General features: G+C 52.9%; 23 protein-coding genes and 4 pseudogenes. 11 read left to right on the forward strand and 16 right to left on the reverse strand.

The window, feature by feature from the left end:
• The first annotated feature begins 44 nt into the window (after positions 1-44).
• The 4 genes and pseudogenes from H0O22_RS07465 (at position 45) to H0O22_RS07480 (ending at position 3672) form a co-directional block, all read left to right on the forward strand.
• The gene (locus H0O22_RS07465) at positions 45-803 is read left to right on the forward strand and encodes a phycobilisome rod-core linker polypeptide (RefSeq protein ID WP_185186100.1); all 759 of its coding nucleotides are present in this window, start codon (positions 45-47) and stop codon (positions 801-803) included.
• A 153-nt stretch (positions 804-956) separates the two neighbouring features.
• Complete coding sequence (locus tag H0O22_RS07470; protein WP_185186101.1) at positions 957-2021, forward strand: DUF4912 domain-containing protein; 1065 nt, start codon at positions 957-959, stop codon at positions 2019-2021.
• Positions 2022-2034: 13 nt separating this feature from the next.
• Positions 2035-2208, forward strand: coding sequence for a hypothetical protein (locus H0O22_RS07475; RefSeq protein ID WP_185186102.1), 174 nt, complete (start codon positions 2035-2037; stop codon positions 2206-2208).
• A 44-nt stretch (positions 2209-2252) separates the two neighbouring features.
• Positions 2253-3672, forward strand: a pseudogene (locus tag H0O22_RS07480) (phosphatidylserine/phosphatidylglycerophosphate/cardiolipin synthase family protein).
• Between the two features lie 50 nt (positions 3673-3722).
• On the opposite strand, the pseudogene H0O22_RS07485 reads toward H0O22_RS07480, so the two are convergent.
• Positions 3723-3989, reverse strand: a pseudogene (locus H0O22_RS07485) (DNA-3-methyladenine glycosylase); the annotation flags it as partial.
• Between the two features lie 126 nt (positions 3990-4115).
• Between H0O22_RS07485 and H0O22_RS07490 the strand changes: the two are divergent.
• Both H0O22_RS07490 and H0O22_RS07495 read left to right on the forward strand, forming a co-directional pair.
• Entirely contained in the window at positions 4116-5099 is a 984-nt protein-coding gene (locus H0O22_RS07490) for a carbamoyl-phosphate synthase L chain (RefSeq protein WP_185186103.1), read from the forward strand.
• Positions 5100-5844: 745 nt separating this feature from the next.
• Positions 5845-6834 (forward strand): carbamoyl-phosphate synthase L chain, encoded by a 990-nt coding sequence (locus tag H0O22_RS07495; protein ID WP_185186104.1) that lies wholly within the window; start codon positions 5845-5847, stop codon positions 6832-6834.
• A gap of 812 nt (positions 6835-7646) precedes the next feature.
• On the opposite strand, the gene H0O22_RS07500 is transcribed toward H0O22_RS07495, so the two are convergent.
• The 3 genes from H0O22_RS07500 to H0O22_RS13435 form a co-directional block, all read right to left on the reverse strand.
• Positions 7647-8159, reverse strand: coding sequence for a hypothetical protein (locus H0O22_RS07500; RefSeq protein ID WP_185186105.1), 513 nt, complete (start codon positions 8157-8159; stop codon positions 7647-7649).
• Between the two features lie 86 nt (positions 8160-8245).
• Positions 8246-8611 (reverse strand): AbrB family transcriptional regulator, encoded by a 366-nt coding sequence (locus H0O22_RS07505; protein WP_185186106.1) that lies wholly within the window; start codon positions 8609-8611, stop codon positions 8246-8248.
• Positions 8612-8690: 79 nt separating this feature from the next.
• Positions 8691-9116, reverse strand: a complete 426-nt coding sequence (locus tag H0O22_RS13435) for a DUF805 domain-containing protein (protein ID WP_185186107.1) — start codon at positions 9114-9116, stop codon at positions 8691-8693.
• Positions 9117-9247: 131 nt separating this feature from the next.
• Between H0O22_RS13435 and H0O22_RS07515 the strand changes: the two genes are divergently transcribed.
• The gene (locus H0O22_RS07515; protein WP_185186108.1) at positions 9248-11251 is read left to right on the forward strand and encodes a tetratricopeptide repeat protein; all 2004 of its coding nucleotides are present in this window, start codon (positions 9248-9250) and stop codon (positions 11249-11251) included.
• 631 nt (positions 11252-11882) lie between these two features.
• Here the strand turns inward: H0O22_RS07515 and H0O22_RS07520 are convergent.
• Positions 11883-12713 carry a hypothetical protein gene (locus H0O22_RS07520; protein WP_185186109.1) on the reverse strand — a complete coding sequence of 277 codons (831 nt, stop codon included), beginning with the start codon at positions 12711-12713 and terminating at the stop codon, positions 11883-11885.
• A 41-nt stretch (positions 12714-12754) separates the two neighbouring features.
• Positions 12755-12964, reverse strand: coding sequence for a hypothetical protein (locus H0O22_RS07525; protein WP_185186110.1), 210 nt, complete (start codon positions 12962-12964; stop codon positions 12755-12757).
• A 1000-nt stretch (positions 12965-13964) separates the two neighbouring features.
• Between H0O22_RS07525 and H0O22_RS07530 the strand changes: the two genes are divergently transcribed.
• Complete coding sequence (locus H0O22_RS07530) at positions 13965-14330, forward strand: hypothetical protein (RefSeq protein ID WP_185186111.1); 366 nt, start codon at positions 13965-13967, stop codon at positions 14328-14330.
• A 398-nt stretch (positions 14331-14728) separates the two neighbouring features.
• Here H0O22_RS07530 and H0O22_RS07535 read toward each other — a convergent pair whose 3' ends face one another.
• From H0O22_RS07535 to H0O22_RS07545, 3 genes are all read right to left on the reverse strand, one after another.
• Complete coding sequence (locus H0O22_RS07535) at positions 14729-15298, reverse strand: hypothetical protein (protein ID WP_185186112.1); 570 nt, start codon at positions 15296-15298, stop codon at positions 14729-14731.
• Positions 15299-15350: 52 nt separating this feature from the next.
• Positions 15351-15587: a hypothetical protein gene (locus tag H0O22_RS07540; RefSeq protein WP_185186113.1), complete on the reverse strand. Its 237-nt coding sequence runs from the start codon at positions 15585-15587 to the stop codon at positions 15351-15353.
• Between the two features lie 267 nt (positions 15588-15854).
• Positions 15855-16928 carry a site-specific integrase gene (locus H0O22_RS07545; protein ID WP_185188361.1) on the reverse strand — a complete coding sequence of 358 codons (1074 nt, stop codon included), beginning with the start codon at positions 16926-16928 and terminating at the stop codon, positions 15855-15857.
• 175 nt (positions 16929-17103) lie between these two features.
• Between H0O22_RS07545 and H0O22_RS07550 the strand changes: the two are divergent.
• Positions 17104-17349 (forward strand): annotated as a pseudogene (locus H0O22_RS07550) (phospholipase D-like domain-containing protein); the annotation flags it as partial.
• 65 nt (positions 17350-17414) lie between these two features.
• Here the strand turns inward: H0O22_RS07550 and H0O22_RS13350 are convergent.
• A pseudogene (locus H0O22_RS13350) lies at positions 17415-17687 on the reverse strand (DNA-3-methyladenine glycosylase); the annotation flags it as partial.
• Between the two features lie 126 nt (positions 17688-17813).
• On the opposite strand from H0O22_RS13350, the gene H0O22_RS07560 reads away from it, so the two are divergent.
• Entirely contained in the window at positions 17814-18782 is a 969-nt protein-coding gene (locus tag H0O22_RS07560; RefSeq protein WP_185186115.1) for a carbamoyl-phosphate synthase L chain, read from the forward strand.
• Between the two features lie 272 nt (positions 18783-19054).
• Here the strand turns inward: H0O22_RS07560 and H0O22_RS07565 are convergent, their stop codons facing one another.
• The 4 genes from H0O22_RS07565 to H0O22_RS07580 all read right to left on the reverse strand — a co-directional run bounded on the left by H0O22_RS07565 (position 19055) and on the right by H0O22_RS07580 (position 20999).
• Entirely contained in the window at positions 19055-19840 is a 786-nt protein-coding gene (locus H0O22_RS07565; RefSeq protein ID WP_185186116.1) for a transposase, read from the reverse strand.
• A 25-nt stretch (positions 19841-19865) separates the two neighbouring features.
• Positions 19866-20399: a hypothetical protein gene (locus H0O22_RS07570; protein WP_185188455.1), complete on the reverse strand. Its 534-nt coding sequence runs from the start codon at positions 20397-20399 to the stop codon at positions 19866-19868.
• A 265-nt stretch (positions 20400-20664) separates the two neighbouring features.
• A complete protein-coding gene (locus H0O22_RS07575) occupies positions 20665-20862 on the reverse strand; it encodes a hypothetical protein (protein WP_185186117.1) in 198 nt (65 codons plus the stop codon).
• Entirely contained in the window at positions 20859-20999 is a 141-nt protein-coding gene (locus tag H0O22_RS07580) for a site-specific integrase (protein WP_255439212.1), read from the reverse strand. The genes H0O22_RS07575 and H0O22_RS07580 overlap by 4 nt, the downstream gene beginning before the upstream one ends.
• Before the next feature lie 311 nt (positions 21000-21310).
• On the opposite strand from H0O22_RS07580, the gene H0O22_RS07585 reads away from it, so the two are divergent.
• Positions 21311-21523: a hypothetical protein gene (locus H0O22_RS07585; protein WP_185186118.1), complete on the forward strand. Its 213-nt coding sequence runs from the start codon at positions 21311-21313 to the stop codon at positions 21521-21523.
• Between the two features lie 798 nt (positions 21524-22321).
• Here the strand turns inward: H0O22_RS07585 and H0O22_RS07590 are convergent.
• Positions 22322-22690, reverse strand: a complete 369-nt coding sequence (locus H0O22_RS07590) for an AbrB family transcriptional regulator (RefSeq protein WP_185186119.1) — start codon at positions 22688-22690, stop codon at positions 22322-22324.
• 350 nt (positions 22691-23040) lie between these two features.
• Positions 23041-24105, reverse strand: coding sequence for a site-specific integrase (locus H0O22_RS07595; RefSeq protein WP_185188363.1), 1065 nt, complete (start codon positions 24103-24105; stop codon positions 23041-23043).
• Between the last annotated feature and the right edge of the window lie 22 nt (positions 24106-24127).

The raw sequence follows: 24127 nt of genomic DNA on the forward strand, positions 1-24127 counted from the left end.
ACGACACCCCGCTTAGGGTCGCATCGTTGGATTGCGAAGCTCGAGTGGCCATCCCTCTTCTGGAGTACGCCCCCACTACTCAAAACAACAGGGTTGCTCCCATCCGAGTGAATTCGGATGAGACAGCGCGTGCGAATTCAATGGAATTCGCCAGCGATAGCGAGAACTGCAAGACCGTTATCTACAGCGCCTATCGCCAGGTCTTCTTCCACGCCTTCAAGTCGGACCGCAATCCATACCTGGAATCCCAGCTCAAGAACGGTCAGATCACCGTTCGCGACTTCATCCGTGGCCTGTGTCTCTCCGACACCTTCAAGCGCAGCTTCTACGGGATGAACAGCAACTACAAGGTGGTTCAGCACCTTGTTGAGAAGTTGCTGGGCCGCAAAACCCATGGCAAGTCCGAGGAAATCGCCTGGTCCATCGTGATCGCCACCCGTGGCGTCGAAGGCCTAGTCGACACCATCCTCGACAGCGAGGAATACCTCGACAACTTCGGCTACCACACCGTTCCTTATCAGCGCGCCCGGGTTCTGCCCGGCCGCGACCTGGGCGAAACCCCCTTCAACATCACGAGCCCCCGGTACGACGAGTACTACCGCGGCATCCTGGGCTTCCCCCAAATCGTCTACACCGGCACCGCCAAGAGCGTTCCCGCACGCGCCAAGCAGCGCCGTGGTGGCTACATCCAGGACTACACCGATTGGGTGCGTTCCATGCCCGCAGCACGCGGAGCCAGCCCCCGTGGCAACAGCGACATGGATTACCTCTCGAAGGTCCCTTACCGCAGCATCGGCCGCTGATTCGCGGACCCAGAGCTCTAAAGCGGCGGTTCATCCGCCGCTTTTTTTGTGTTTCAACAGCAGAAGCAGTCACGGGATCCTGACCCCGACTGCCGATTGCCTTTGGGATCGGGGAGAGTGAGCCCATTGATCCCGAAAGGAATCCGAAGAGCTGTGACGCAAGCCCTGTCTTCACTGGCCCGCATGACCCTGCGCCAACTGCGGCAGGTGGCCAGCGAACTCGGGGTGACGCTCTACAGCCGCAAGACCAAGGCGGAATTGATGAACGCCATCGGCGAGCGCCAGGCGGACATCAGCAGCGTCGAGCAGGAGCACAGCCCCCCGCCCAAAAGCATCGACAGCACCCGCGTGGTGTTTCTGCCGCGTGATCCCCAGTGGGCCTACGTGTTCTGGGAAATCTCAGAAACGGATCGCCAGAAGGCGTTCAAGGACGGTGCCAACCAGCTCTGCCTGCGCGTGGCCGACGTCACCGGCGTGAGCGACGGTGGCGTGCACCCGCACACCCTGCAGGAAGTGCCGGTCGATAGCCATGCCACCGAGTGGTACCTGCCGGTGCCCCTCAGCGATCGGGACTACCGCGTCGAACTCGGCTACCGGGTCAACGCCGGTGGCTGGATCTCCCTGGCCTACTCCTCGGTGGCCCGCGTTCCGGCGCTCCATCCCAGCGAGCAGATCCTGGATCAGTTCGTTCCCTTCTCCCTCGATGCCCCCCTGGGCTCGAGCGACGCTGCCGGGATCACGACCCAACCGAGCAGCGGTCCCGACAGCGGGCTCCACGAGCGGCTCTACCAGACCGCAACGAGCTTCGGGCGCACCATGGGGCGCGGCTCGGAGGCCTTCCACGAACTGGATAGCGATAGCAGCGCCGGCCTGAATGCCTCGGGTGCCGGCCTCTGGGCCAGCGGCCGCAACGAATCCGGCAGCGGCATGGTTGGTCAACGCAAGCGCGCCTTCTGGCTCGTCGCTGATGCCGAGTTGATCGTCTACGGCGCCACCGACCCGTCGGCTCGCCTGAGCATTGGCGGCGAGGACGTGCCCCTCTCCAGCGACGGCACCTTCCGCGTCCAGGTGCCCTTCCGCGACGGCGAGCAGGTCTACGCGATTGAGGCGATTGCGGCCGACGGCGAGCAGAAGCGCAACATCACCTTGAATTTCGATCGCAGCACACCGGAAGACAACAGCAACCCCAGCGACCAAGCTGTGGCCGAGTGGTTCTGATCACCGATCCGCGATGAAAGCCGTTGTCGCCTTCACCCCGCTTGCAGGAGCCGTTCTCCTTCCCATCGCCGTCCCCCTGTTGATGGTCAAGGTGAGCATCGGCGCCGGGGTGTTGGCGGCGGTGGTCCTCAGCAGCCTTTGGTTTGGCTCGATGCTGCTCACCTCGGAGATGCCGGAGCACGGCTGAGCCCGACCGGGAACACTGGTCCTGAACCCGTCTTGGCATCCCCCATGGCGCCGTGGCCCAGGTTGAACGGGATACTCGCCCTGGCGGCCCTCCTCCAGGGATGCAGCACGGCGGGCCAACTGATCGGTGCCGAGCGTGTCCCCTCCCTCCACCAGCACCCGCAGATCCAGGTCGTCTTTAACCAACGGGAAGACAGCCATTACCGCAGCCCCATTAGCGGCCAATGGCGAGCAGGGGACAACCTCGAGGCCCTGATCCTCGAGGCGATTGGCGCCGCTCGATCCGAAATTCTGGTGGCGGTTCAGGAGCTCTCCTTGCCCGCCATCGCCCAAGCCTTGGCCCAACAACACCAGCGGGGCGTCCAGGTGAAGGTGGTGCTGGAGCACCTCTACAGCCAACCCTGGAGTGGGGAGCATGATGCGGCGCTCACGCCCCATCAACGCCAACGCAAACGACAGCTGATGGCACTCGCGGACCGCAACGGCGACGGCCAGCTCTCCGAGGACGAGCGCCAGCAGGGGGATGCCATCGCGATCCTTCAGCGGGCAGGGGTGCCGCTGCTGGATGACACCGCCGATGGCAGCAAGGGCAGCGGGCTCATGCACAGCAAGTACGTGGTCGTGGATGGCCGCACCGTCATCACGGGATCGGCCAACTTCACGGCCTGCGGGATCCATGGCGACCCCGGAGCGCCGCAAACCCGGGGCAACGCCAACCATCTACTGCGGATCGAGAGCCCGGAGCTGGCCGCACGCTTCCGAGAGGACTTCGAGCAGATGTGGGGCGACGGCCCAGGCGGGCGAAGCGACAGTCGCTTTGGCCTCGCCAAGGGCCAGGGCGGAGCCGAAAGCCTGCGCGTCGACGACACCCCGGTTCAACTGCTCTTTGCCCCCCCATCGCCGCAGTGACCCCGGCAACGGCCTCGCCCTGATCGCCTCGGTCTTGGCGGAGGCGCAAGAGCAGATCGATCTGGCGCTCTTTGTATTCTCCGCCCAATCGCTCACCAACCAGCTGGCCGAGCGCTTGAACCACCAGGTCAGGCTGCGACTGGTGGCGGATCCGGGCTTCGCCAGCCGACCCTTCTCGGAAGTTCTCGACCTGCTGGGGGTGGCAATGGCCGATCGCGACTGCAGGATCGAGCGGGACAACCAACCGCTGCAACGCGGAGCCGAAGGAGTTGGCACGCCGCAGCTGGCCCGCGGCGACAAGCTCCACCACAAGTTCGCTGTGATCGATCGCAAGACCGTGATCACCGGCAGCTTCAACTGGAGCCCAAGTGCTGCCCATCAAAACGACGAGGTGCTGCTCGTGATCCGCTCAGCGCAGGTCGCTGCCCACTTCAGCCGCGAGATGGATCGCCTCTGGCGCAGTGCCGATCTGGGCATCACCGAACGGTTGCGGCGCAAGCTGGAACGCAACCGCCAGCGCTGCGGCAATGGGATTGAGCCAGGGCAGAGAAGCTGAGTGGCTTGGGGAGTGGCTTCGGTGGGCATCACCAAAGACTTATCCACTCTTTTCACGCAGTGGTGAATGCCATAGCTCACATAGACGTAAAAACGCCCTGGCTCACCAAAGAGCGTTTCGTTGCTGGGGGAGCGGCGGCGGTAGCCGTGGCAGGCGGGGTCGTCCTGGGAATACGCCTCCGTTTCCACCACCACACCCCAGAGCAGGCTGCCGCCTGTTTGGCGTTTCACCAACTTGCAGCCAATCAGCTCAGGGGCAACAACCTCCGCTGGACGGCAGAAGAAGGCGTGGGGCAGGGCTGGGAAGTCCTTTGTGATGGGCTGGGTGGCTACGGGAGTGGCTTGTCTTCTCCCAGCTTGCCGCCGCAAACCGAAGTGCTCTAAGCCCAGTTGCAATGGCGGATTTCCTGGCGAAACTCCCGCCAGAAGTTGAGCGTGTCTGTGATGCGGCAGTCCCTTCGTTTATCGCTGGCGGCACTCGGCACCGCAGCTCTCTCAATCGCCTCACTGCCTGCGGTCAGCGCCAAACCTGCTCAAGTCGCCCAAGGGTCTGCCAGTGACCTGGGCGTGATGAGCATTCAGCTCAAGGACATCGTCACACCACAAGTTGGTGTCCAGGCTCAAACCCAAGCGGCTGGCACCCCCAACCAAGCAGGTCTGGGTGGCTTCCTTCCCCTGGTCATCGGCAGCAACAGCGTCTTCTATGCCGATGTCCTGGCGAATGCCAACTTCTCGGACTGGGGTAACAGCAGCAGCATCATCAACACCACCGTTGCTGGCACCACCATCTCCACCTCATCCCGCCTGGGCTATCGCTGGCTCAATGGTGACCGCAGTTGGATGTATGGACTGAATGCGGGCTATGACACCCGACCAATGAGCACGGGTCCCTCTGACACAGGTATCCCTGTTTATGCCTCACGCACGGCTTTCTTCCAGCAGGCGGCTGTCAATGCAGAAGCTGTTGGCGAGAAGTGGCGTTTTAACGCTTACGGGCTCATTCCAACTGGCGAAGTCGACCAACAGCTCAACTCCGTCTACAAGGGAGGCGTGCTGACAACTGTTGGTTTAGACGCTGGCTACAACGTCACTCCGTCACTGTTGGCATCACTCGGTGGCTACTACCAAAACGGAGACGTTGATGACGATGGCAATCCAGAGGTGGACAACGTCGGCATCCTGGGACGCCTGGCTTACGCCATCAACAACGAGGTCTCTATTGGTGCCAACCTCTCCTACGACGCATCGTTTGACACTCGCTTCTCAGCTGACATCAAGTGGCGCTTTAATACCAATGGTGGTCCTGGCAAAGAAACACCGAAATCCAATGCTGCAATTGCTGCCCTAACATCAACACCGAGCAATCGGGATGTGCGGGTGCACGATTATAGACGCCTCATTAGAGGTAGACACACGAAGCGAGGTTAACTTCTGTTTACAAAACTACTTATTAGTGTTGTCTAGGCTAACCACACAAAGCCCCTGCAGCCGCAGGGGCTTTTTATTTCTTCAATCAACCTCAACCAGCCCCAAAACTCCATCCAATACCTGGCACCACCTCCCACCTCCACCGCAGGCATTGAGCCGCTTTCTCCGCCAAAGTAAATCCCAAATATTTCAACCCACAGCAAAGCCAGGCGTCTCCATCTCTTATCACTACTGATACACCTATCTCCTTAACACCACTACTAGATACTTCGCTCTCTATCACCATCACGGATGCCATTGGCGCGTCTAAATCTCACTGCTATCTGGTGCCACTCGTCAGGGATTTGGTTGAGCCGCACATCAAACGCAAACGGTAGTTGCTGCTGCCCAGGCGATACACGCTTTTTCTTGCTTCTTTGATGACCTCTTGCCTCAACCAATCGCTGCAGCATCCTTGAGCCCCAGTGGCACTTGGCTGCTCCTTTGGCGTGATGGCGATACCGCTGGCAAAACCGCTCATAACGCTTGGAGCATCCCTGCCGCCAATCAGCTCAGGGGCAACGACCTCCGCTGGACGGCAGAAGAAGGCGTGGGGCAGGGCTGGGAAGTCCTTGGTAATGGGTTGGGTGGCTATGGGAGTGGCTTGTCTTCTCCCAGCTTGCCGCCGCAAACCGAAGTGCTCTAAGCCCAGTTGCAATGGCAGATTTCCTGGCGAAACTCCCGCCAGAAGTTGAGCGTGTCTGTGATGCGGCAGTCCCTTCGTTTATCGCTGGCGGCACTCGGCACCGCAGCTCTCTCAATCGCCTCACTGCCTGCGGTCAGCGCCAAACCTGCTCAAGTCGCCCAAGGGTCTGCCAGTGACCTGGGCGTGATGAGCATTCAGCTCAAGGACATCGTCACACCACAAGTTGGTGTCCAGGCTCAAACCCAAGCGGCTGGCACCCCCAACCAAGCAGGTCTGGGTGGCTTCCTTCCCCTGGTCATCGGCAGCAACAGCGTCTTCTATGCCGATGTCCTGGCGAATGCCAACTTCTCGGACTGGGGTAACAGCAGCAGCATCATCAACACCACCGTTGCTGGCACCACCATCTCCACCTCATCCCGCCTGGGCTATCGCTGGCTCAATGGTGACCGCAGTTGGATGTATGGACTGAATGCGGGCTATGACACCCGACCAATGAGCACGGGTCCCTCTGACACAGGCATTCCTGTTTATGCCTCACGCACCGCTTTCTTCCAGCAGGCTGCCGTCAATGCAGAAGCAGTGAGCGATAAGTGGAACTTCAATGCCTATGCACTCATTCCCACTGGCACCACCAACGCCCAACTCAACACCGTGTATCAAGGCGGCTCGCTTGATACCTATGGCTTGGATGCGGGCTACAACCTCACGAAAGCTCTAAAAGCTTCTGTTGGTTACTACTACCAAAACGGCGATGCAGGCGATGCCGATGGCTCTGGTGTCTTGGCTCGCCTTGCTTATGCCATCAACAACGGACTAACGGTTGGCACCAACCTGTCTTATGACAGTGCCTTCAAGTCACGCTTCTCGGCAGACATCAAGTGGCGTTTCAATACGAATGGCGGTCCTGGCAAAGAAACACCGAAAACCAATGCTGCCGCTACTGCCCTAACATCAACGCCAAGCAATAGGGACGTGCGGGTGCACGACAACGTATGCCAAACAGACAATTGGCGGTGCGGACACCGGAGATCCATAAACGTAGTTAGGTAGCCTAACCACCCAAAGCCCCTGCAACCGCAGGGGCTTTTTATTTCTTTATTCACACCAGTAAGCCAACAAATCAGCCTCCAATACCTGGCACCATCGCCCTCGGCTTAGCCCAATGGCAGGTCACTCACGGCATTCTTTACCTCATCGCAAGACCGCAAGACACACCAAAGCCTCCCTAGCCTCCCTCAATATCTCTTCTCCCTACTTCTATCCTTATTGCCTCAACGCATTCACCAGCCACTTCGCTCTCTATCGCCATCACGGATGCCATTGGCTCGTCTAAATCTCACTGCTATCTGGTGCCACTCGTCAGGGATTGGGTTGAGCCGCATATCAAACGCAAACGGTAGTTTCTGCTGCCCAGGCGATACACGCTTTTTCTTGCTTCTTTGATGACCTCTTGCCTCAACCAAAGTGCAGGGGCAACAATAAGAAGCCATTTATCAATCAGCATTGATCGCCTCCAGCGCAGTGTCGATCTAGGCATCACTGAACGGTGGCGGCGAAAACCCGAGAGCACCCGCTAGCACTGCGGCATTGGAATTGATTGTGAGTAAGCCGGAAGGGTCTCGAGCTCCGGGCAGGCTTAAACTATGGCTATGCCATAGAATATCCGAACGAATAAGTCCCTTCCATGAAAAACAAGAGACTATGGAGGAGATTTTCATACTCGCAAATGACGGCGTCCACCCACTGAGCTTGGGTATAGGCGTTAGCCATGAGTTTTTTCGCCGCATCAGAGTAGGACAACTACAGTAGCGAACAATCATTCAAAGTCAGAGAATGATAGGACTACCGAACCTTCGCGATTATCAGCCATCAGCCCAACTAGCCACACAAACGTCAACACTTGATTCATCTAGGAGTTCGACAGGGAAGTCACACCACCAAGCAACAAAGCCTTTATCTCCGATTTGACCATGCGGAGTCATACTGTGATAGCCACTATTGCTGCGATCACTTGTCAGCGAATATCCAGTACAGTGATCGATGATTATCACCTGAGACCACTTAGACTTCATTTCTTCTAGATACTTGAGCTGCTCTTCATCGTCCTCATACTCAATCTGCTCCTCATACCATTTTTCGATAGGGGTATGGTCAAGAGAGTACTTGTCTACCATTCTTTGAGAGACGAAAACCGTTCCAAAGTGCTCTGTATCTTCAAAGTAATAGCCACTTTCGTGACGTCGATACACATCAGTGAATTCGAGAACCTCGTCGATTCCACCATCCCAAACCACTACTTCAACAGGCTTTCCTGTGAGGTTATTAGATGAACGATCATCATCGGATAAGCCGAGTCGATCAGCGGCAGCCGCCATTCGCTTGATTAAGTCACTCAAACCACAAACCTCTCAAGAAGAACTGATACATCTTGCTCAGTGAGTTCATGCAGTAGCGATTCGAATCAAGCCTCATCACCGGAAGAGCCCACCGGAATCAGTCGGATTGACTTCCTGCCCAATTTGATTTCAAAGTCGTCGCCTGGTTTCAGATCAAGCATGGCGGTGTATGCCTTGCCGACCATGAGGTTGCCGTTGAACTGAACTTTTGATGTGTAGGAAAGCTTCCTGCCACCCTTCCCAACACCCTTGCCTCCAGCACCGAGGTCGATGCCCTTCGCATTCAGGAGTGCCTCATAGAAGGCAGTGAAATTCACACGGTCAGAACCGTCCTTCTTCTTGGAGACGTATCCACATGCGGTTGCCAGCTCCGTCTTTGGAGCATCACCCATCTCCTTGACCTTGGCGAGCAGCTCTTGTCCGGTCAGCATGGGCTTGGGTCATTTATGACCACAACATATCAAAGATACTGTGGGGGATCAAGAAAGAGTGAGGGGTTAGAAGATATTCCTACTTATAAGACGACATCCCAGCATAGTTAACATCTCTGGTCGGTCCCATGAACCAGATCCACAGCACCAGTGAACCAAAAGGTACGAATACAAGGAGAAGCCAGACTGTAGAGCGTGCGGTATCCCTTAGCCTTCTAACAGCCAGTGCAATCCTGGGAAGCATTGTAAGAAGCAAGAGAATGACGAACAGAAAGGATGAACTCTTCTCCATCAAAGAAGCAACATCTGTAAAGAGCGCGAGATTCGGATTGGCTCCTTCAGCTTTCAAGGAAGAAAGGGATAGATGATCAAATGCAGATACCGACAATAGAAGAATCAGCAGAATCAAGCAGTCCCAAAAGACGAACCACCAGAACTGGTTTCTTCCGCTTCGTCCTTTGAAGTCAAAAGACTTACGCCATCCTTCAAAGTAATACCTAATCATGCGCTCGGATTTTCTAAGTTGCAGTATCGCAAGACCCTTGTGTTGATTCAACCAAAAGAAAGAACTCGCTACAAAGCAGGGCAAGAATATCGCACACGTGATAAGATTAGCTCTCAAGAGTAGTCGCACGCATGAAAGCACCGGCACTTATAAGGCTGGCTTGTATAGCTTGTGCTGGCATGTTGACTGCTAGCCCTGCGTATTCAACAGCTTCAAGCCCAAAGGCGACAATCAAGACAGAAGATGTTGGTAAAACACGAAAGAAGTCAACTGAAGAGGAGACCAAGAAGGCGAAAAGCTATGTAAGTGATGTCAATATGATGATCCTCTTTCTTTGGAAGAATTCGCGCTTTAAGGATCAGCCAATTCCTCGTGGAGTCATGAGTGACAACGAAGATGGTCGCTACAACTTTTCTTATTATGGGAAGTCTGCATCATCCTTTTATACGGTAGACAGCAAAGGGAGGCTTACGACAAAAGGGACGACGGAAACAAGCGATCTTACAAACACCTCGGAGAAGTATGCTGTCGCTATCAATATATTATGTGAGATCACTCAGGCAGACTGCGCTGAACTTACAAAAGAAATCACCTCTTCATTTCAGGATATAGTCTCAGAATCCATAGCCGAGCATAATAAAGACCAATGGCGAGAGGCTATTGAACAAAACTCAGCACTCTCTGCACTAGTAGGAGAAGCACGAAGACTAGAAAAGTCAGGGAAGCTGGTCGAGGCAATAACCAACTACACCAAGGCATTAGAGATAGATCCAGATAATCCTTACAACCTCAATAGCAGAGGGGTTGTTCTTTCACGGAGTGGTGATCCAAAGAATGCAATAAAAGACTTCAATAAAGCACTTGAGATTGCTCCAGGGGACACCCTTATCTTGATGAATAGAGCGTTGGCTTGGGATAGGTTATTCAACTATAGAGAGGCGATTAGGGATTTAGACAAGCTCTTAGAGGTCAACCCTGAAGATGCACAAGCTTTGGCATATCGAGCCTCTCTGTACCTAAAGGTTGGCGAGATAGATAGAGCTTTTTTAGACTTTAAGAGGGCGAGACGGCTTGAGAATGTAGAGGCATACTATAAGTTGTATGACTACATTGATTCCCTTACAGACACCTCTCAAAAGCAAAGACTCTTATCCAAGATAATTCGTGATTCACCAGAGGAAACCCCTGCCTACTTTGACAGAGGGAATCTCCATTACCAAAAAGGTGACTATAAGAGTGCTCATAGAGACTTTAAGCAGGTCACTCTGGCTGCGTCAAAGTTTGCCCCTGGATTCATGATGCTTGGGATGGCTTCGCACAGTCTTGGAGACACAAAGAACGCACTGGTTAACCTTGCCAAAGCCGTAAGGATCAAGCCAGACTATGCAGACGCGATCAACAATAAAGGCATTGTATATATGGCTCTTGGCGATTACAAGGCTGCAATCTTAGAGTTCACAACTGCAATTGAAATCAATCCTGATGACAGCGCATACTACCGAAACCGTTGTGATACCTACCTTTTAATATCAGAGCATGAGAAGTCTATTGCTGACTGCTCGAAAGCAATCTCTATCGATGGCGATCAGTCTGGTCCGTATCTTGCCAGAGGTAGGGCGCAGCTTGCCCTTGGTAATCATAGAGATGCCAAAAAGGATATAGACAGATCTATAGAGAATGGCAATGAGACGCTGGAAGTATTCTACTGGAGTGGAATAACTGAATACCAATTAAAAGACTATAAGAAAGCTATCCGACGCATGCATCAAGTCCTTCGTCTTAACCCACGTGCTGATGGTGCATTAGTTGCTCGTGCTCAGTCCTGGCTCCAGCTTAAAAAGCTTGATTATGCACTAGAGGACCTAAGACAGGCGATAAAGGTGAATCCTCAGAGTCATTACGCTTATGCAAATGAAGGGTATATACTAAAACAACTGAATAGATTCGAAGATTCAATCCTCTCTTACGACAAAGCCATCAAGATTGCTCCCCGGCATGCAGATTCCTACACTGGCAGGGGCGCTTCAAAATATGAACTCAGTCAAACAGAGTCAGCCTGCAAAGATTGGCAGATTGCCAATAGTCTTGGCAGCAACGAGGCTAGCGGATTATACGAGAAGTACTGCTCTAAGTAGATCACAACCACGCACTGTCTGTGCTCAAAGCAATGTACACGGTTAACTTAAGAAACCGGATCTGCTCTCGTGCATTTCTTGGGTTAGCCTTACTCTTCTCAGTAACGTCATTACCACCATCTTCTATAGCATCTCTTCCCCCTCTCATCCTCGACTCATTATCCTGGCGTGATCTGCCTATCGGATGTAGCCTTTACTTCTACCAGAAAAGCCTCAACAGCCCACTTCTTTGGACATACTATTCCCCTAGCACCAAAGGCAATACTTTATTACTTCTCAATGTAAATGGTATCCCCACACAAGCAGACATCTTTTCTTATTCGAATCTTCAGCTTAAAGCACGTTTTGACGACTATTCTCTTGTTTTGTCCACTCCTCAATGGGTTCGGATAGGGTATGAGTTGCAGAAGTCAAAAGGTCGTCTATCGATCTTTGATAAGACAGGGAAGATGATTCTCTCTCTTGCTGGTTCCGCAGAGCGGGGATGCTAGTACTTGTTAAGCAGATACTTCCTCTAGAATTAGAATATCAACTTATTTCGTAGAACCTAAGTCTGCAACGTCATTGGCTCAAGCAAGCTGATGTTCAAATGTACCCTACAATAGAACGAATCAATGCTTGGATAGCATTTCTATTGTTGCGTGTCAGCTCTCTTTTCTTTTACAGCCTGTTCAATATTCCACTTGTCGAACAACTCTGACTCTTCGCGTTTCCCTCTTGGGATAGAAAAGACAGTCTGGTAGTAGACCACGCAAAGACTAATCCCAAGCAGGAAATACCACCAAGGTGCAGCCGCTATCGTTAGTAATACGCCAATAGTAATCGTGGGCAAGTAAACCAGTAAACCGCCTCCCCTAACGGCAAACCCCATGGAGAATACAGATATAGGAAAGAGCAATAAGAGTAAAAGCTTCAGTGGATCACCTAGCACCATCGCATAGTAAAGCGGTAGAGCAATTGAAGCTAAAGCCAACAGTGTACTTGATATATTGACTATAAGTTCTCGCCTTGACGTCCGTATCTTTAGACGAAGTAGATATTCCACCTTGGCATCAAGGGGCGAATCCTGTCCAGGGGGATGCTCCTCTGCATTAGCCCCCTTATGTGTTCCCTTAATTGCTGCTAGTAATCCCGTAATCCAGGCAATGTTGGAGAACGCAAGTGAAACCGCATCTCCCGTACCTGCATCCCCAACTGTGATTGAGACCAATCCTCCTTTGTCGATGATCCAGTTGCCCAGCAGAAGAAGTCCTATCCCTACCAGTGATGTAAACACCTTTGTAAGAAGTTGCCGATGCTCCTTTCCAGGATTTCCCCACACGCCAATGATGACTCCTATTGAAGTCATCGAGAGTAAATACCCTAAAAAACTAACCAGCCCAAATGGAAATCCTGAAAAAGAAAGGAGAATAGAGACAGTCAGCAGCGCCAGGTTTATTAAAGAAAAAGCAGCTTCAATCATAGTTTTCAGGCGTGATTGACCATGGGTTGACCATTTACCTCTTAGTCTTCACCTTTCCAATTCTCAATGAACTCTTTTAGGTCCTCGTCGTCATCCCATCCTGTTTCTTCAATCAGTTGTTCAATAGTAAGAGTGTTAAACCATGCTCTGCGTTCTTCGACCGTCATATCTCCCGGCTCTTCTCCATCATGGAGCAAATGCTCATACTCATTTGTCAAGCATTTAACAAGTAGTTCCTTGCTGTAGTTCATGCATCACACCATATAACAAGAATAAGCTAAGGCTTCGCTTCTCTGTTGGCAACCCCATTGGAATCCTTGTGGCTTCAGAGCTGATCAGTAGATCTATAACCACTCTTCAATAAACTCTGATAGCGCTCGAGGATCTGTAACGCCAGCTTCCCTCCATAAATCAGCGTTGCCTAGCTTCTGAAGGTTCGCGCTGTATCCAGCTTTTATTATTTCAGCCTCATGTTCCCAGGATGCGTCCTCCTCTGGCAGAGGGGCACCCATATCCTCGTCACCTCGCTGATTAACCAACGCTCTGATCAAGTGCTCTCGTTGGATGCTGTCCACATCTACTCAACAACTCCTTGTAATACTAGATTGGTCATGCCAGCAATAAACAGAGACATTTACATAAGCCGATCACAAGCGAAACTACATAGACCACAATACTCATAAAAACAATCCAGAAAATAGCCTTTCTCGCTGCAGCAATCGCAAGCTAAGCCTTCACTAGGTCAACAGATGACATCGGAGCCATCAAGCTATATATTTTATAAATAATAACTGAAACCAACTTCAAGTCTCTAGCAGAGGCAAGAGATGCGAGCTTGTCATTAATCCCTCACCCCCCAATGCCATCAAGGCAAACAAGGGACTCGGTGTACCAAGAGATACTTCTTAAATCTCGAAAAGACCGCATAAAAAACCAGTGATATCAATGAGTTACCCCAAATTAGCTAAGACGAATCACCAGATCGGAACCGAGCGAGAAGGAGTTCATTCACGACCAACGGGAGTGAATCGTTCTGATCACTCAAGGACACTCCTGAACCAGAGACTCCAGAGGATCCATCAGAAGACCAGATCACAACCAAAGGTCTTCAAGGAACTCATCAGAGACCAATGGGAGAACAACTTCCAACCCATGTGGTTCATCACTTTGCTTTGGAACGATCTACCAACTCGATCTGAGACTGTCATCAGTCACTCCAAACACTTCAGGAACGTGTTCTTGACCTCGCTCTTGAAGCAACGCCTCAAGAAACTTCCAGAACCACCCTTAAGACCTCAGCTGGTGTTCTTCCATGAACGCAAACCAGTGGTCCGTCATGGTCGTCAGATCCTTGCCTTCCATACTCATCTCCATCTGGGTGCTTTACCTGACCCTCTGAACGACCTCTGGTACATCGACAACCTGGTCCACCAAAAGGTCCGTCCAAGGGTCCAGAAACTCCTCAAGACCACCTCAGAGGAGAACAGGGGTGTGGTGATCAAACCCTGGGTCTGGGAGCATCACGCGTCCTACAACCTGAAGGACTACTACTCCTACAGACACCATCAGGATCCAGACCTCGTTCTTGATTACCAGAATTCAGACCTGTTGTTCTAAAGAGGATAAATAGAACTATCAAGCAACAGGAATCCTCGTACAAGTAAATGCCAGAAACGAACCAGAGGTGTATCAGCTTATTCTTCGGTAAACGCAATCAGAGTACACTCAGAAAACTAGACTCTTTATCAATAAAGCTAAGGAGGTCGAGAACAGGAACTATAGACTTCCTAATTACTCATTACGAGTGGTTCCGGCACAACCATAGCGAGGTAGTCGAATGAATATTTCGATACAACTAGGGAGAGTCGAATATGAGATGCTCAAAGAGTTGCAGCTGAAGGACAGTCGGTACAGAAAAGGGCTATCAAAAAAGATAGCCCTAGACATCAACAGCGACTACAGCTCATTCAAGCTAAGAAAGGGAAAGCGAGAATGACTAAATGAAATTACACTTATCAGAGATCTTCAAGTGACTTATCCATAAAGGCAACAAATTCACTCTGTCTGCCAGAAGCCGCCAGTTGCAATGCTTCCCTAAATTGTCGCTGTTCAATAAGATTGCGGCAGTCTTGAACCTTAGCTACGCTCTTGATCAAGCCTTGGCAAGCTTCCACAATCTCTTCAATACAATTGAAATAGCCGAGCGGATCAAATACTCCTCTGACATCACTAGAGATTGCGCGCTGAGTGCTATAAGGCTTTCTAAAGCAACACTGCTTTTCAAGGCGATCGATAAAACCGCTTACCCTATTGGTTACGGTATTCTCATTAAATTTACTAAATTTTCCAAGGGAACAAGAAAACTCTCTTGAATCCAAGAAAGCCTGCTTAGCAACAGCATATGCCGTCTCATATTCTTTTCTTCGATTCGAGGCTACATAGGTTCGAATCATCTGAATGGCAAGGTCAAAATCACGACTTTCCAGGCAAACAAAGTCTTCCAGGATCGCCTGTTTTTGAGACCAACTTGCAGGATTATCGATAATGTCAGCAAAGACATTCTGAGCATTGTCAACTAGGTACATAAGCAGTTTTCGGGTAATTTGGCAGACACATCAAGAGTCGAGAAGCGGAGACTCAGCTCTCTTTCCATTCAAGATAATCATCGAAATCAATTCCAGCGCGGTGAAGGATAGACTCCTCAAATGCATTAATGTCGTCATCACGCAAAAGGTTCATGTCCATTAAGCGGTACATCGCCTTACGCGTTTCAACAATTGCGAAGAAAAGCTTTTCTTGGTTCACGATGAAAGAAGTAATTAGCTCTAGAAGGGCAGGGAGAAAATCCCGCTTGACTTGATCCCTTTCGGGCAAGATGTATTAGGTAGATTTCGCAGAGAGGGTTGCTCAATTCACCCCGTTTCGATGAGACAATTATAAGGCTGCACAAGCACCCCAGAAGCGCCTCTGTGCCAGTTCTTTTGTGCCCGAATGGCGCCAGGATTTAACCCCTAAGAACGCAGGCTGTACAGGGGTTTTCAGCGGTCATTTCTGGGCAACGTAAAACCTAGAAAAATTGGCACAAGGGGCGTCTCAAGCGCACGAACATGAACGAAGCCGATGAACTCTGAATATCAGCATTTAGCTCTCCTCCCAGTACGGCAAAACCACTCGACCTGTTGGCTTGGCATAGGTATTCAGTAGCTGCTCGGTCCTGTGCCCTGCCACTGCCGCCAGATCAGCAGGACTATTACCCATTGCCAGGGCATGGCTCAGAAATGAATGCCTCTGGGCATACAAACGCCTAGGCGCCAATCCAACCCGCCTTTGACTGCGCTTCCACACGAGCTCCAGTCCTGAGTCATACAAGTGCCCATAGGTCTTAGGGGTGACAAACACCAGTCCCTTATGGGTGTCCAGACCAAGTGCCGCCATCTGGTCCTTGTGATCCTTCAGCAGTGCCACCAGATCCCCACGTAATGGCACAACCCGACTCTTCCCCGTCTTGGTACCAGCCCAGTGCCTTTTGTGCGTGTAGACGCCGTCGCGCCTCAAGGTCTTGGTGATCAACAGCTCACCTGCCTCCAAGCGAACACAATCCCAAGTCAGCCCTATGAGCTCAGCGTTCCTGAGTCCTGTGCCTAGCCAGACGGCAAAGCAGGCATAAAACCACTCCTCATTGGTCCTGATCTCCTCCAGCACCATCTGGATCTCCCCTTTGCTCAGGACTTCCTCCTGAACGCTGCGGTGAGGAACTTTGATGAATGCGACAGAGAGAGCCTTGTTGTTGGGTTGAACGGTCCTGATCGTGCTCAAGATCGTGGAGCGGGTGGAGGCTGCAAGTCCTTCAGCTTCCATCCACCGCAAGAACTCCCTGACCTCTCTTTCAGTCCGCAAAGCACCGCCATACCGCTTGAGCACCCGATAGGCATGGGTGGTCCTGCCTTGACGCTTCCGCAGCATCAGCTCCTCCATTGCCTTCAGGAGGTCGGGGTCTTTCCCCTCCACAAGCGGCTTGTATCGGGAGAGGCTCCAGTCCAGATTCCCCTCCCGATAGTCCCTCCAGATCTCCGCAGAGATCGCCTGAGCTCGTGCCCTCGCAATCGGATCCTCGAACCTGCCCAAACGGTTGATGAAATGGTCTTTGCCATCCAGGCGGACCCGAACCTGTAGGGCACCGTTGTTATTCCGCAGGGTTGGTGCTTTCCTCAAGATCCAGCTCTTTGACTGGAATCTGGCTTAAAGCCGCCCCTAACCAAGAGCCAAGTTCACTTAGCCATTCGTAGCCGCGTCCGAACTCAGGGGAGTAATGGATAGGAGTGGCTCAGCTACTGGCTCAAAGACCCTGAGCATCCCTGAGAATCCAAGCTGGGAGACCCATCTCAAGGACCTGCATCACAAGTTCGCCGTGATCGATCGCAAGACCGTCATCACCGGCAGCTTCAACTGGAGCCCGAGTGCTGCCCATCAAAACGATGAGGTGCTGCTGGTGATCCGCTCACCGCAGGTCGCTGCCCACTTCACCCAAGAGATGGATCGTCTCTGGCGCAGTGCCGATCTGGGCATCACCGAACGATTGCGGCGCAAGCTCGAACGCAACCGCCAGCGCTGCGGCAGTGGGATTGAGCGGGATTAAGCGAGGGCGCAGAAGGACTGAGTGGCTCAGGGAGTGGCTTCGGTGGGCATCACCAAAGACTTATCCACTCTTTTCACGCAGTGGTGAATGCCATAGCTCACATAGACGTAAAAACGCCCTGGCTCACCAAAGAGCGTTTCGTTGCTGGGGGAGCGGCGGCGGTAGCCGCGTGTGGCGGGGTCGTCCTGGGAATACGCCTCCGTTTCCACCACCACACCCCAGAGCAGGCTGCCGCCTGTTTGGCGTTTCACCAACTTGCAGCCAATCAGCTCAGGGGCAACAACCTCCGCTGGACGGCAGAAGAAGGCGTGGGGCAGGGCTGGGAAGTCCTTGGTAATGGGTTGGGTGGCTACGGGAGTGGCTTGTCTTCTCCCAGCTTGCCGCCGCAAACCGAAGTGCTCTAAGCCCAGTTGCAATGGCGGATTTCCTGGCGAAACTCCCGCCAGAAGTTGAGCGTGTCTGTGATGCGGCAGTCCCTTCATTTATCGCTGGCGGCACTGAGCACCGCTGCTCTCTCCATCGCCTCACTGCCTGCAGTCAGCGCCAAGCCTGCTCAAGTCGCCCAAGGGTCTGCCAGTGACCTGGGTGTGATGAGCATTCAGCTCAAGGACATCGTTAAACCGCAGGTCGGCATCCAGGCTCAAACCCAAGCGGCTGGCACCCCCAACCAAGCAGGTCTGGGTGGCTTCCTTCCCCTGGTGGTCGGCAGCAACAGCGTCTTCTATGCCGATGTCCTGGCGAATGCCAACTTCTCGGACTGGGGTAACAGCAGCAGCATCATCAACACCACCGTTGCTGGCACCACCATCTCCACCTCATCCCGCCTGGGCTATCGCTGGCTCAATGGTGACCGCAGTTGGATGTATGGACTGAATGCGGGCTATGACACCCGACCAATGAGCACGGGTCCCTCTGACACGGGTATCCCTGTTTATGCCTCACGCACCGCTTTCTTCCAGCAGGCGGCTGTCAATGCAGAAGCGGTGAGCGATAAGTGGGCATTCAATGCTTATGCGCTCATTCCAACGGGTGACACCGAGCAACAGCTCAACACCGTCTATCAAGGCGGTGCACTGGACACCTATGGCTTAGATGCTGGTTACAACCTGACGCCAGGACTAAGAGCCTCTGTTGGTTACTACTACCAAAACGGTGACCTCAATACAGCAGATGGCTCTGGTGTCTTGGGTCGCCTCGCCTATGCCATCAACAACGGACTAACGGTTGGCACCAACCTCTCTTATGACAGTGCCTTCAAGTCACGGTTTTCGGCTGACATCAAGTGGCGTTTCAATACGAATGGCGGTCCTGGCAAAGGTGCTGCCGTTACTGCCCTAACATCAACTCCAAGCAAGAGGGATGTGCGGGTGCACGATTGTAATTGCGATTTATCTGGTGCTACGAATTCATGTTGCTACTATCAACCGTGGTAGTAGAGAATGTGTGATTGAGTGTAGATTGATTGATAAGTGATAGGCTAACCACCCAAAGCCCCTGCAACCGCAGGGGCTTTTTATTTCTTTATTCACACCAGTAAGCCAACAAATCAGCCTCCAATACCTGGCACCATCGCCCTCGGCTTAGCCCAATGGCAGGTCACTCACGGCATTCTTTGCCTCATCTCAAGACCGCAAGACACACCAAAGCCTCCCTAGCCTCCCTCAATATGTTTCTCCCTACTTCTATCCTTATTGCCTCAACACATTCACCAATAACTTCGCTCCCTTTCGCCATCACGGATGCCATTGGCTCGTCTAAATCTCACTGCTATCTGGTGCCACTCGTTAGGGATTTGGTTGAGCCGCATATCAAACGCAAACGGTAGTTGCTGCTGCCCAGGCGATAAACGCTTTTTCTTGCTTCTTTGATGACCTCTTGCCTCAACCAATCGCTTCAGCATCCTTGAGCCCCAGTGGCACTTGGCTGCTCCTTTGGCGTGATGGCGATACCGCTGACAAAACCGCTCATAACGCTTGGAGCATCCCTCCAATGTTGGCGCCAGTTGCAGGAAACTTGGGTGCCATTCGCTGATGCCATCACTCGCCAACCTCCCGTAGTGCCCGTAGTTGCTGTAGGGGTCATAAAACCCCTTTCGCACTCCAGCTGCTTTGGGGTTGGCGTGGATATACCGCAAGGTATTGAGCACTCGTCTGTGGTCTTTAGGCGCAATGGCAGTGGCGTAATACCTGGCTTCCCAAAAGTGCCCGCAGCGACCCGTTAGGCGATTGAGTGCCATTGCTGAATACCAGCCAAACCAGTGCATCAGCCTTGGCAGTTGGCGTGCATCATCAGGTTTGATGAGCAGGTGCAGGTGATTTGCCATCAAACAAACGGCATACAACCTGTGAGGGACCTTGGCTTGTGCCTTGGCGAGCACTGCTAAAAGCACATCCCGCCTCAATCCCTTAGCAATCAAAAACTGACGGCTGTTGCACCGCAGCGTGATGTGGAAGGAATAGCCCTGTGGCAGGCAGCGTGGTGAGCGTGACATTTGGAATGTGAGGGCATCTTGGCTTTCACCTTGATGCTCTGCCCTTAGGGGTCTTGGCGTATTCCTGTTGGATTTGACTGATAAGAAGACCCTGCCGGTCTCTATAAGCCCGATTGACCTTCTGCACCTCAACCAGCATCGCTGCCTCTACATCAGGCAGCCGTATGGCAAGCGTTTTCATTTGTTTTTCTCCAGTCGCTCCAACTTCTCCACAATCGCTGCACGACAGAATGCCGACACATTGAGATGCTGGCTTCTTTTCAGCAGGAGCAATGCCTGGTGGAGTTGTTGGGCGTCGCCTTCTGGGTAGGTGATGGTGAGTCTCTGCCACTTCCTTCAGGCGGCATCGGCAGTTGAACCCTTGGGCACGGGATGACACATTCAGGTACTCCAGAGCGATCTTGCGGATGTAGTCATGGGCATGGGAAATCCAGAACGGTTCCTGTTCAGGAAACCCGTGAACCTGATTAGCCGTCCTTGCACCAGATCGTCCAGTCAGATCAGGATTGAAAGAGAAAAATCGTGGGTGGTACAAGAATGACGAAGGCGTGGTCGCCATTGACCTCAACAACCTTGAGAAGGACTGACCAATAACGGAATAACAAAATAACAAAAGGCTCTGTGATTCTGAAAGCGTTTTTTGGGGAGTTTGTGCCTCTAAGGATCGATTAAGTCCAGAAGGGCACCGTCATCACTAATGAGTCGATGCCTCTTGCCAGTGCTTGGTGCTCGACGTAAGGCAACACGGAAGGCATCTGCTTCATTGTGCTTGGTCTGCCGATGTAACCACTGACCCCATTAGTTCTGATATTGGATGTGGACCTTCATTGGTTCCCCCATTGCTGAAAGTGCTGCAAACACAGGACTTCAACGTCGTCACAGTCGTTGCTGAACCAACCCTGGAATTCCCGCCTGAGTGCCTTCCTGTCACCTTTGGAGACCTTCTTCATGCGTCGGTGGATGTCGTTGAGGGTCTTGTCGAACACAAGTTCCAGACGGCGTTCTGATGCCCAGGAGGTCATGACGCCACCTCCATCCGTTGCCTGAATTTGTCGACAACCTTTTCCTTGTCGATGTCCAGGTAATCCTGCAGGGACTGAAGAGAACGGTGTCCAGAGATGTGCTGGATTTCTCTGAGGGACCAACCATCCCGATACAACTCCGTCAGTTGGGTATGGCGGAAGGAGTGGGAAGAGACACTGGATACAGCGTTCCGCCTCTCTGGCGAGTCTGCTCAGTCCAGTGGCAAGACATGACCAGTGGTCGCTTCCCGTGAGGACAGGTGCTTGTACTGATGCCTTCTGTATCCCGAGGAACTAGAACAGGGTCAGATGCCACTTGCTGAGTTGCGTCTAGGGGAGGAAGGCGGTGTTGGCGCACCGCCTTTTTATGTTCCTTGTCAGCACTTGAGGAACAGACTCCCGACAGAACGGGGGTTCGGTTTATGTTCGCCACGATTCACTGCTTTTGATGGCGACATATCTGCTGAGAGACGGAAGTAAAGTCACTGCCGACATCATCCTCCCCCAGATGGATGTCTTCGTTTATGAAACCGATGGAGGGAAGACCGTTCAGGTTGTCCTAAGTGTTGAGGCGGAGCAGTTCTTGCTTAACTCACTCTCCTCAAAGGTTGTTCCCCTTCGCAGAAGAATGGAAACTGCCTACAAGAAGTGCTCTGCCTGACCTGAGGGCATTCCCATAAGTTGAGTGCTTTTGCTGGTGTCGTCTGCCTGCTGGGCGACCTATCAAGGGTTTAGACACCAACAGACCCACTGCTGTTCTGACGGGTCGGGTGCCAAGGGCGGCGTAACTGCCGCCCTTCTCAATGGGCGGTTTCCTGGGGTGAGTGTTCTTGACCGAACCCCCAGTGACGGTTGTCCTACTCCTGTGGATACAAGACCCCGAATAGAACTGTTGGGCGTCGTCTGAGGAGACCGCAAACCTCCGTGGTCAGTCATCCCACGGAGGTTTTTTTCTTGCCTCACCTGACCCAGCGAAAGTCCCTGTCAGCAGAACCCCCACTGACAGGGACTGGAGTGTCGAAGGAGTGACCATCGGTCACTTGAACACTGTCAAATGACCCGATCTCAAGCGATACCCCCAGATGGGAACAAAGCATCCAGACCTGCTCTTCTTCAGCAAATCTTCCAGGAGCGCTGCCACGACACGCGTTACCACGCTTCTAAATTCAAAAAAATGCGACCAAGAGACCTATGTGCCCCCCAGAGTTATCCAGTCTCAAGTGGGGTGATGACGGTGAACTCTCTTCGCAAGACACCTGGAATCTGGTCAAACGATTAACCAAGGTCGAGGAGGAGACCAAGGCGTCTGACCTACTGCACCTCTCCTCAAAGCACTCACACGGGAAGCAAAGGAAGAATCCTCAAGGGACACAACTCAACCCGAGTCCTGCCTCACTAGAACATTCCTGATCAAGGTTCATGCAGCATTGAGGGGGCGTGTGCCCCCTCTTTTTTGCGCCTATTCCTCCTCGTCAGAACCACCGACAGGGACCAGGCGAATTGACTTCCTGCCCAACTTGATTTCGAACTCCATGCCAGGTTCAAGACCAAGCATGGCGGTGTATGCCTTGCCGACCATCAGGTTGCCGTTGAACTGAACCTTTGCCGTGTAGGAGAGTTTCCTGCCGCCCTTACCGACTCCTTTGCCACCACCACTGCCAAGGTCAATTCCCTTGGCATTCAGAAGTGCCTCATAGAAGGCAGTGAAGTTCACGCGGTCTGATCCGTCCTTCTTCTTGGACACATATCCACAGGCGGTTGCCAGTTCGGTCTTAGGAGCATCACCCATCTCCTTGACCTTAGACAGCAGTTCTTGACCAGTCAGCACGAGTCTTGGGAGTAACGACTCAGTCAGTTCTAGCGAATCAACCACACTCCCAACAAGTCCAAATCAGATATTGGTTGTCAAAAGTATGGACTCAATCAAGTCGTGCTGAATCCCATTGAGAACCCATGCCTTGGTCTTATTTGGAATATGACGCAAGCGCATTGCCCCAAGAAGACCCCGTAGTTCCTCCTCCAGGCGATCGGTACTAGTGGGATAGTTGCCCATTCGATCGGAATACCCCGAAAGATTGCCTCTCATTCTCGAAAACCGTTTGTTATTTTGTGATTCTGTTACGCCTCTCCCGCCAAGAGAGTCCTCCCCCTCCTAAATGCATCGTTGCCCCTAAGCCCTCACCACTGGGGCATGACTACTCTGCCTGTTGGTTTCGCATAAGTATTGAGGAGCTGCTCAGTCCGATGTCCTGCCACTGCAGCTAGATCAGCAGGACTATTACCCATTGCCAGGGCATGGCTCAGAAATGAATGCCGCTGGGCATACAACCGCCTAGGCACCAAGCCCACTCGCCTCTGACTGCGCTTCCAGACGAGCTCTAGACCGCTGTCATACAGATGCCCATGTGTTTTGGGAGTGACAAACACCAGTCCCCTGTGGGTGTCCAGACCAAGTACCGCCATCTGCTCCTTGTGCTCCTGGAGCAGAAGCACCAGGTCATCACGCAGGGGCACCACCCGACTCTTCCCCGTCTTGGTGCCTGCCCACTGCCTCTTGTGTGTGTAGACGCCGTCACGCCTCAAGGTCTTGGTGATCAGCAGCTCTCCGTCCTCCAGCCTCACGCAATCCCAGGTCAAACCAATCAGTTCTGCGTTCCTCAGCCCTGTACCCAGCCAGACGGCAAAGCAGGGATAGAACCATTCCTCATTGATCCTTAAGTCCTCAAGAACCTTCTGGATATCGCCTCTACTCAGGACCTCCGCCTGGACGCTGCGGTGAGGCACCTTGATCGCCGCGTCCGATAGAGCCTTGTTGTTGGGTTGAACGACACGGATGGTGCTCAGGATCGTGGCTTGCGTGGATGCAGCCAAGCCTTCCGCATCCATCCAGCGCAGAAATGCCTGAACTTCCGCGTTGTTGCGCAGTGCCCCGCCGTATCTGCGGACCACTCGATACGTGTGCGTGGTTCTGCCCTGGCGCTTGCGCTCCATCAGCGCCTCCAGTGCTTTGAGCAGATCAGGGTCTTTGCCCTCAACCAAAGGCTTGTAGCGACACAAGCTCCAATCCAATTGCCCCTGCTGGTAGTCCCTCCAGATCTCCGCAGAGATCGCCTGAGCTCGTGCCCTCGCAACAGGGTCATCGAACCTGCCTAAGCGGTTGATGAAATGGTCTTTGCCATCCAGGCGGACCCGAACCTGAAGGGCACCGTTGTTATTCCGCAGGGTTGGTGCTTTCCTCAAGATCCATCTCCCTGACTGGGATCCT

It is taken from the genome of Synechococcus sp. LTW-R (assembly GCF_014217875.1).
Classification (GTDB): Bacteria; Cyanobacteriota; Cyanobacteriia; order PCC-6307; family Cyanobiaceae; genus Vulcanococcus.